This is a genomic window from Candidatus Harpocratesius sp., from assembly GCF_054039255.1.
Genome location: NZ_JBPLBG010000050.1, coordinates 39,785 through 47,829, shown reverse-complemented (window position 1 = coordinate 47,829; position 8,045 = coordinate 39,785). Strand labels below are relative to the sequence as shown.

Below are 8,045 nucleotides of genomic sequence, written 5' to 3'. Positions count from 1 at the left end.
CCTCTCCTTCTCCCGGGCTTAAATGACCGACAAAAAACTTTTTGGGATAGGCGGCGGAAGTGGGAGGCTGAATTGGCAAAAAAGCGAAAAAACTTATAATTCTAAGATCTTAAAATACACTCAATTTTGTATTATGATTTAATTTAATCATTTACTTCTTCTCTGAGTGCATCAAATTTATAAAGTGGTGCAAAATCATCAAAGTTTTCTTTATGAATCCCTAATTCTTTCTTAAATCGTGGTAGAGATTTCTCCAAATCTGAATTTTTAAATCGTTTTGTAATTTTTGTTAAGTTTTCTTTAATATTTCCAGCAGTTAACTCCGGGGGTAGTTTTTTTCGAAAAAGAAATCGATAGAGAAGAGCATGGATTAAATCTAAGGGTGAATTTTGAGCAGTAATGGCATAATAGATCCAACTTTTTCCTTCAGCATCCATTTCACGAATTCTATTGATTGTAATCCATCCTAATTGTTCAAGATAACCTATCTTCTTTTCTGTTTCATGAATGGACTCTATTTGACAGTTTGTATAAGCTAATAATGCCAATTGATCTCCCAATATAATTAGATCTTCAGGATTAAGTCGTGAATACATAAATTTTAACAATGTCTGTGGAAAAAAACTTACTTTTGTACCATCAAATAATTGGAGATCTTGATTTGTTTTCACAATTACAGTCTTACACAATTTTAGATAAGAGCGAGCAATATCACTACGTTTTAAATGAAATTGTTGTCCTATATCATCTAATTGATTTCGGGTATCTTGATCCATTCGTACTGAAACCATATTACTCGTCGAAGAAGAAGTAGACTGATCTCGTAATCTTGTTCTCTTTTTATTTAAATCAAGATGACTGGAAGTGTGAGAAGGAAGAGATTGTTTTGCCATATTTAGCACCAGTTTTTGTGATGGATTAATAATAAATTATAGATATAAACAATAAAATCTGTAATATGAGCTAGATCAAAATGCTCTTTTTAAATTTTTGGATAAAATGTAGTCATTAGTATTCATTGAATACAAAACGATTTTTTCTTTCAAATAAATTTTTAAATTAACCAGTGTTGGCAATAAATATCGTATGCAAAGTACCACTCATTTTTTAGTTGGCATCTGGATCTATAAAGTTTTTATCTTATTAGCACCGAATTTTCCAACTTGGAGCCTTATAAATCTCACCATTTTACTCGCACTTTTCTCTCATTTAATATTAGATTGTTTTGCGAAAATTACTTATCATGTTCCTAATGCTCAATGGAAAGACTTATTTTGGCTTAGTTATCATATAATCTTTGTTTATGTTGGTAGCTTACTTTTGCTAATTTTCTACCTACCACAATATTGGTGGGTTATGTTAGCAGCAACACTTCCAGACATCATAGATTGGTATATAATGCGCCCCATTTTTAAAAAAGGTCCATACATACATCCATATATAGATAAAGTTCGAAACAATTGGTTTTCATGGCTTCCTGATTTGACTTCAAAAAAATGGACTGTTGTGCTAGAAATTGGATTTGATGTAATTTTATTATTACTATTAATTTTATTTCCTTAAGTGATCAATTCAATGCAAAATTCAAATAACTCCTTTAATTCAAATGATCTGCATAATTCTCACAATTCAGGCGACTCAGACAATTCAGATAATTTGCATATTCATCATTCAAATAAATCTTACAATCCAAACGATTCACATAATTCAAACATTTCTCGCGATGCATACAATCCGACTCAACCCAAATTTATAATCTTGAACCGTATTGAACCGGTAAAATTCCGAGATATGTTATACGGTCAATCAGTTCGTTTTGATGTGCAAAAAAAGACGGTTAAACTACAATCACAATTTCATAAACCTGCATTCATTCAATTTAATCAAATTGAAAAAATAATCGTTCAATATAATCCTAAACGTAAACTTTTGTGGTGGGGATTGGCTACAATTCTTATGTTTATAGGAATTCTTTTATTGTATATACGTGTTCGGGTACCAAATTGGAAAATTGAGATATACTTGAAAAACCAGAAAAAAAAAGTGCTCATTCGCCCATGGATGACTGAAATTGAAGGAATGCGATTGGCAAATCTTCTTTCTCCCCATCTCATAGTAGAATATTATCCAATATCTCAAAAATTATAAAAATAAATTGAAATTTTATTTAATCTTCGAGAAATAAATGAATCAAGTGAAATATGATGATAAAAATATATAAAAGAAAACTTCGATGAATTTTCATCGACCATTTCTTAAATTTTTCTGAATTCCAAAATGATTTATTTTTAAACTTGCTTATCATCCCAGTAATCACATAAAAAGTCAAAATTATAGCGGTTATTATACCATTTATAGTTCTTACTACATTTTCTCCAAAAAAGTAAACTGTATGAATATATAATAGCACTATAGCAATAGTTCCTGCAATATAATGCGAATATTGTAAAATTTTTCTCGTTTTTAGAAATAAAACTTTTGTATTTTTTTTCAAATTTAGATAAAAATCATTAGATTCAGGTAATTTTCTGGTAAATTTATTTATAAAAAATAAAAGAGGTTTAATTAACACAATCCCAAATAGAATTATTGCAATCAAGCCAAGAACTTTAAAAAGTTCGTGTCCTTCATCGTTAGAACCATTACCTTCATCATCAATCTCATTATTTTCATCCTGTAAAGAATATTGAACAGTAAATTGTGAAATGGTGATAATAACAAAAATTCCACAAAATAATATAATGAAAAGAAAGTAAAAATCAAATTTGAATCTGTTTTTCATGTAATATCATTGCTAAATTATTTTTTTTGTAGTATTTAAAATTAACTTAATTTTTGATTGATACCCACATACTTTTAAGAAGTATTCTCATACAGTACTAAGAACCATGAATCAATCTTTACAAAAAACAAAAATTTCACAATCTTCAAATATAAAAGGAAAAACTGCATTCGTATTTTCCGGCGGTTCAAGCTTGGGTGCAATTGAAGTTGGTTTGCTAAAAGCGATAATTGAATTCGGAATAAAAGCGGATTTTGTTCTTGGAACTTCTGTAGGAAGCCTAAATGGCGCAATCTTTGCATATAACCCCACTATAGAGGGAATAGAATATTTAGAATCTGTCTGGAATAAAGTAAAATTCACAGATGTCTTTACACCTTCACCAATAACGCCAGTTAAAAACCTAACAACTTTTGGAAAATATTTGATATCCCCTAAAAACATTCGTAAATTAATACAGCGATCCTTACCTTTCCAACTCTTAGAAGAAACAACCCTACCTTTTTATGCTGTTGCCACAGATTTGAAAACGGGAAAAGAAATTGTATTTAATAAAGGAATAGCTCTGGAAGCTTTAATGAGTAGCATTGCGATTCCTATGGTTTACCCCCCTCAATATATGCATAGTATGATGCTTGTAGATGGCGGTTTAGTAAACAATAGTGCAATTTCAACCGCAATAAAACTTGGTGCCGAGAATATCATCGTTTTTCCTATTGGATATCCAAACACACCTGATTTTTATCCAAAAAATTTAGAACAAGTACTAGCTAGAACATTTCTTTATATCTTAGCCCGTCAAATGATCTCAGACTATTATCATTACCGATCTCAAGTATCTATACATATACTTCCTTCACCTAATGATACCCGTTTAGATCCGTTTGATTTTTCACATTCGAAAGAATGGATTGATCTTGCTTACCAACGAGCCAAAGCGTGGTTTGAAAAAGGAGGTTTGAATTCTGATGCATTACCTGATGAATATCCATGTGATGTATATTCACAAGAACTGCACTTAGCTGAAGCGGTTATTCCAGATAAAGATAAACCTGCTATTGCGCGATTAAGGGAAAATTTAGAAGAAATTTCTGAAAATATGAAAGAAAAATGGCATGAAAAATCCACTATTATAAAGGAGTCATTTGACGAAAAGAAAAGAGGCTTTTTGAAGCGAAAGAGGAAATAAAGTGCGAATAAGTTTTTTGAGTGCATTTTGAATGTATTTTCAGTGTATTTTCAGTGTTTTTTGCAATTAGTTAAAACTTTTCAATTTTTTTCTTCATTTAACTCATCGAATTTCATCCAAGTGCTTGTGTCAATAATTAATTTTGTTTTCATAGAAAATTATATGATAGATTTATTATACAAATTTACTATATTATTATATCACTATTCCTATCAATTCTGAGTGAAAAGATAATGCCAAAATTAGCAGAATTTTATAAAAAAGGAGAAATATCTCTAAAAATAATCACAAAAATCACTAATACACCTCATACCCAAGTAATTAAAAAATTGCATCTCTAATTGACAACATCGATATAGATGAAAAGATTTTAGGATACACTGAACAAGTAAGTAATGAAACAATTCCCTTATTTACAAAATGATGATTCGATTTTATAGTATTATCCTTTGAATTACTGTATTTTTTAGATGGATGTCTTTTTGGATTATAGTCTTATCGGATTACAATTTTTTTAGATTACTGTCTTTTTAAATTGATGTTTTTTTGGTTTATTGTCTTTTTAGATTGATGTCTTTATATGTAAAGATTTTATCAGAAGATTCTGCTCATTTATAGGCGATTTTTTTCTCCACAATAAGGACAGTAAAATTCTCCTGATGATTCTTCAAGGACTACCACAGGATTTCCACAAAATCCACAGAAGAATTCTTTATGCCCTGATTTTTCATAGGTTGATTTCTTTCTTTTAAATCTTGACGAATTCTCAGATAATTGATCTTGATTGATTTGATTATTTGAAGCGTTTTGATGCAAATCAATATCCTTTTCAAGTTTTTCATCTTCATATAATGGTGATAAATTAGAATTTGATGAGCCCATATATGACGAACACCTTGATCTTGAAATATAAGAGCGATTTCTACGATATATATATGAATGGACAGCAATCATTGTAACTATCGTTAAGATTGACCAAATATTAACATTTCTCAAAATATTAAAAATTATAAAAATCAGAAATACTAATCCTAAAATGGAAGTTGGATGTCCATTTTCGCCATATCTGATCAATCGACGATTATTTCCTGCGGGATACATTTTTTTTCCTGTTCTATTTTTTATTATTTTACGATATTTTTTTTTTTATTATTTTAAGTTGAAATTTTGTTTTTCGAGATTTCTTGAGATCTTTGGGATTTTTTTTGGATTGGGGATTTTTTTTGGGTTTGGATTTTTTTGGGGATTTCTGTAATGAAATCACTTTCAGAAAAATTGCAAGCAAATGAATTAAAGACATCCTATTGTAATAGGATGCCAAAGGGAGGCGATGTTATGGAAAAGGTGCGTCTAATTAAATCCTACGAGCAATACCTAATTATACTCTTTCCTTTATTTTCTTGCGGATTAATATGCTTACATATGAAATTGAATTTTCCATATGATTCTAATGGTGATTAAAAATTAAGGTCTAGATCTCCATCATTTTTACGAATGATTTCACGCTTTAAACAAAAAATCTCAAAAAAAAGACTGAATTCTTCAATTGATTATACTTTTTTTTAATTTCAAATAAAATCAAAATTCTGCATTGCTAAAGCATAAATGTTCAGCTATTTATTCTAATTATCCATACAAAAAAGGAGATTCGCTGATTTTCTAATTTTAAATAAACGAAATATGTAGGAGGAGGGATTTGAACCCTCGCGCCGCTATGGACTAGAGCCTCAGTCTAGCGCCGTGGACCATGCTTGGCTACCCCTACAAAGAATTATCATCGACATAAAAATTAAAGTATGAAGCATAAAAAATCTTTTGGTATTAGCGATGAACTTCTTCAAATAATTCCCAACAAATGAATTTCATATGATATTTGAGCTGAATAGTAAAAATCTCAATTTTCTATCTTGCTTGAGCCTGATATCATGTTCAAATATTCTTGCTCGATAATTATTCTTACACCACCGTTAACAGTATAAATCACACTTATGACTATTCCAGTTGTAATAAATAGCGTGGATAAAAAGCCTGATTCATCATTAAAAAGAGGAGATTGAAGTGATAATGAGCCAATGCTGAAAAAAAGAACAAGTAATAGAAAAAAGGTACTTAAAACAAATTGAATGACAGCAATTGAAATGGCAAAGAAGTGAGCGTGTCTTTCAGTTCGAGAGGAAAGTTGAACAATTCCAGAGACAACTACAGAATTTGAACGATGTTGGCCTGCCCAAGCAAATAATCGTCGTGTAGGAACTAAATCAAAAAAGAGAGAAAGGATTCCAAAAATTAAAAAGACGGAAGTCAGAATGCTAACAAATGAGAGTTGGATTTGGGTAGAACTTCCACCAGGTAAAATCCATATGAAGGATACTTGAAAAAACTCTAAAAATAGCAGTGTAAAAAGAGAAATGCCAATTTTTGCGCCATAAAGGATAAGGAAAATGCGATCCCGCCTTGAAATTTGGAAAAGATAATAAATTCCTCCAAAAACAACAATAAGAATTCCAAAAACAATCCCATATAGCCCCAAAGGAGAGGTAATCATGGTCGAAATAAGAAGGAAGCAGACAACAATAGAAAATATGGAAAGATATGGAAAAAATGGACTTTTCCAAGGGCGAATTAAATTCGGTCGTGTTTTCCGTAATACAATTAATGAAATCGACATGAAGATCATCGAAACCAGGAAAATAAAGTTAATAATTTCTGTAATAACATCTATATTTAAAGTTAAAACTACAACTAATGCTAGTATTGTAGAAATTAACAAAGCGACCCATTGAATTCCGTGGCGTTCTTTTTTAAAAACTGGTGGCATAAAACCGTCCCGCGCCATTGAATATAAAACGTGTGAAGACATTTGCAATCCAGAATTAATAGATGTAATTGTGGCAATCATTCCGATAAAGCCCATAAAATAAATGCCGATTTGGTGATTAAGTACAATCCCAAATGCATCAGCTAAAGGAACATCTGAAGAAAGGATAATATCAGCTGTTTGAGACTGAAATGAACCAATATTTAGCATGGTAACTAAAGTAACAAGCCAGTAAATTCCGATTGCAATTAAAATTGAAAAGATGAATGCGCGCGGGATTGTTTTTCTGGGTCGTTTAATGGAATCAAACGATGCAGTCATTGATTCAAAGGTGCTATTCCATTCATAGACGCAGTAAATGACAAATGTATAGGCAGTCATTGTCATAACTTTAGAAAATGAGAAAGATTCTTTAAAAACACCAAAGGAAAAGTCAGGATTAAGTTGAGACCCGAAAATTAAACCCCCGATGATATAAAATAGAAATCCACCTGTGATAGAAAAGGTTAAAACACGGGATAAAAACATAGATAACTTTCTAGACTTATAATTGACAAAAAAGAAAATGATTACAACACAAAAACCGATAATTTTTACAAGAGGTAAACCGATCCAACGATCTGGTAAAAAAACTATTAACGAAAATGCGAAACCAATCCCAGATATGGCAATGAATAACAAATTTCCAATCCAAATTAGCCAACCTATAAGAAATCCCTGGACTCCACCAATAGCTTCTTTGGAAAAACTATATCCTCCACCTGAAATTGGAAGTGAAAGTGCAAGTTCAGAAAAAATCATTACAAATCCCAGCATCAATAGTCCATTAAGAATCAATGCAATTAGCAAACCCGTTCGAGCTACAGAAAGCGCATATCCGAGAATTACGAAAATAGGTCCACCAATAGTTCCACTCATACCTTGACTTATCATTTTTCCTAATCCGTATCGGTTTACAGGTTTTACAGTTGAATTCATCGTAGTCTGAGAACTTTTAGGTAATGTCTCATTTTCAGGTTTGGAAGGGGGAATTTCTTGAACCATTTGGTGCCACCAAAATTAACTCTAGTAGGATGTAGATACAAAAAAAGCTTTAGATTCTGTTACATGAAAAATCATGATCTTTTTATTAAATGAACAAATTTTCTTTCATTTTTTTGATCTTTTAACACTCTATTATTTATTAAGTATAATCAATATGTTCGTATAATTAATAGAATTTATCCTAAATATTTTAATGAGAAAAAGTCAATAGA

General features: G+C 30.7%; 8 protein-coding genes and 1 tRNA gene. 4 read left to right on the top strand and 5 right to left on the bottom strand.

Annotated elements, in window-relative coordinates:
* Nucleotides 1-143: 143 nt before the first annotated feature.
* Nucleotides 144-893, bottom strand: a complete 750-nt coding sequence (locus tag ACXLDF_RS12385) for a hypothetical protein (protein ID WP_457558849.1) — start codon at nucleotides 891-893, stop codon at nucleotides 144-146.
* A 193-nt stretch (nucleotides 894-1,086) separates the two neighbouring features.
* Between ACXLDF_RS12385 and ACXLDF_RS12380 the strand changes: the two genes are divergently transcribed.
* Both ACXLDF_RS12380 and ACXLDF_RS12375 read left to right on the top strand, forming a co-directional pair.
* A complete protein-coding gene (locus ACXLDF_RS12380; RefSeq protein WP_457558848.1) occupies nucleotides 1,087-1,563 on the top strand; it encodes a hypothetical protein in 477 nt (158 codons plus the stop codon).
* Between the two features lie 12 nt (nucleotides 1,564-1,575).
* On the top strand, nucleotides 1,576-2,148 hold the full coding sequence (locus tag ACXLDF_RS12375) for a hypothetical protein (RefSeq protein WP_457558847.1): 573 nt from the start codon (nucleotides 1,576-1,578) through the stop codon (nucleotides 2,146-2,148).
* Nucleotides 2,149-2,167: 19 nt separating this feature from the next.
* Here the strand turns inward: ACXLDF_RS12375 and ACXLDF_RS12370 are convergent, their stop codons facing one another.
* On the bottom strand, nucleotides 2,168-2,782 hold the full coding sequence (locus tag ACXLDF_RS12370) for a hypothetical protein (protein WP_457558846.1): 615 nt from the start codon (nucleotides 2,780-2,782) through the stop codon (nucleotides 2,168-2,170).
* 106 nt (nucleotides 2,783-2,888) lie between these two features.
* Between ACXLDF_RS12370 and ACXLDF_RS12365 the strand changes: the two genes are divergently transcribed.
* Nucleotides 2,889-3,971 carry a patatin-like phospholipase family protein gene (locus ACXLDF_RS12365; RefSeq protein ID WP_457558845.1) on the top strand — a complete coding sequence of 361 codons (1,083 nt, stop codon included), beginning with the start codon at nucleotides 2,889-2,891 and terminating at the stop codon, nucleotides 3,969-3,971.
* A gap of 612 nt (nucleotides 3,972-4,583) precedes the next feature.
* Here the strand turns inward: ACXLDF_RS12365 and ACXLDF_RS12360 are convergent.
* The gene (locus tag ACXLDF_RS12360; RefSeq protein WP_457558844.1) at nucleotides 4,584-5,072 is read right to left on the bottom strand and encodes a TFIIB-type zinc ribbon-containing protein; all 489 of its coding nucleotides are present in this window, start codon (nucleotides 5,070-5,072) and stop codon (nucleotides 4,584-4,586) included.
* A gap of 153 nt (nucleotides 5,073-5,225) precedes the next feature.
* On the opposite strand from ACXLDF_RS12360, the gene ACXLDF_RS12355 reads away from it, so the two are divergent.
* The gene (locus tag ACXLDF_RS12355; protein WP_457558843.1) at nucleotides 5,226-5,432 is read left to right on the top strand and encodes a hypothetical protein; all 207 of its coding nucleotides are present in this window, start codon (nucleotides 5,226-5,228) and stop codon (nucleotides 5,430-5,432) included.
* A 220-nt stretch (nucleotides 5,433-5,652) separates the two neighbouring features.
* Here ACXLDF_RS12355 and ACXLDF_RS12350 read toward each other — a convergent pair.
* Nucleotides 5,653-5,736 (bottom strand) — tRNA-Leu (locus ACXLDF_RS12350).
* A gap of 129 nt (nucleotides 5,737-5,865) precedes the next feature.
* Complete coding sequence (locus tag ACXLDF_RS12345) at nucleotides 5,866-7,833, bottom strand: APC family permease (protein WP_457558842.1); 1,968 nt, start codon at nucleotides 7,831-7,833, stop codon at nucleotides 5,866-5,868.
* Between the last annotated feature and the right edge of the window lie 212 nt (nucleotides 7,834-8,045).

What these genes read in the sequence shown, in the direction of transcription:
- ACXLDF_RS12360 (WP_457558844.1), bottom strand. Translation starts at nt 5,072, where the DNA reads ATGTATCCCGCAGGAAATAATCGTCGATTGATCAGATATGGCGAAAAT.
- ACXLDF_RS12375 (WP_457558847.1), top strand. Translation starts at nt 1,576, where the DNA reads ATGCAAAATTCAAATAACTCCTTTAATTCAAATGATCTGCATAATTCT.
- ACXLDF_RS12370 (WP_457558846.1), bottom strand. Translation starts at nt 2,782, where the DNA reads ATGAAAAACAGATTCAAATTTGATTTTTACTTTCTTTTCATTATATTA.
- ACXLDF_RS12385 (WP_457558849.1), bottom strand. Translation starts at nt 893, where the DNA reads ATGGCAAAACAATCTCTTCCTTCTCACACTTCCAGTCATCTTGATTTA.
- ACXLDF_RS12380 (WP_457558848.1), top strand. Translation starts at nt 1,087, where the DNA reads ATGCAAAGTACCACTCATTTTTTAGTTGGCATCTGGATCTATAAAGTT.
- ACXLDF_RS12365 (WP_457558845.1), top strand. Translation starts at nt 2,889, where the DNA reads ATGAATCAATCTTTACAAAAAACAAAAATTTCACAATCTTCAAATATA.
- ACXLDF_RS12355 (WP_457558843.1), top strand. Translation starts at nt 5,226, where the DNA reads ATGAAATCACTTTCAGAAAAATTGCAAGCAAATGAATTAAAGACATCC.
- ACXLDF_RS12345 (WP_457558842.1), bottom strand. Translation starts at nt 7,833, where the DNA reads ATGGTTCAAGAAATTCCCCCTTCCAAACCTGAAAATGAGACATTACCT.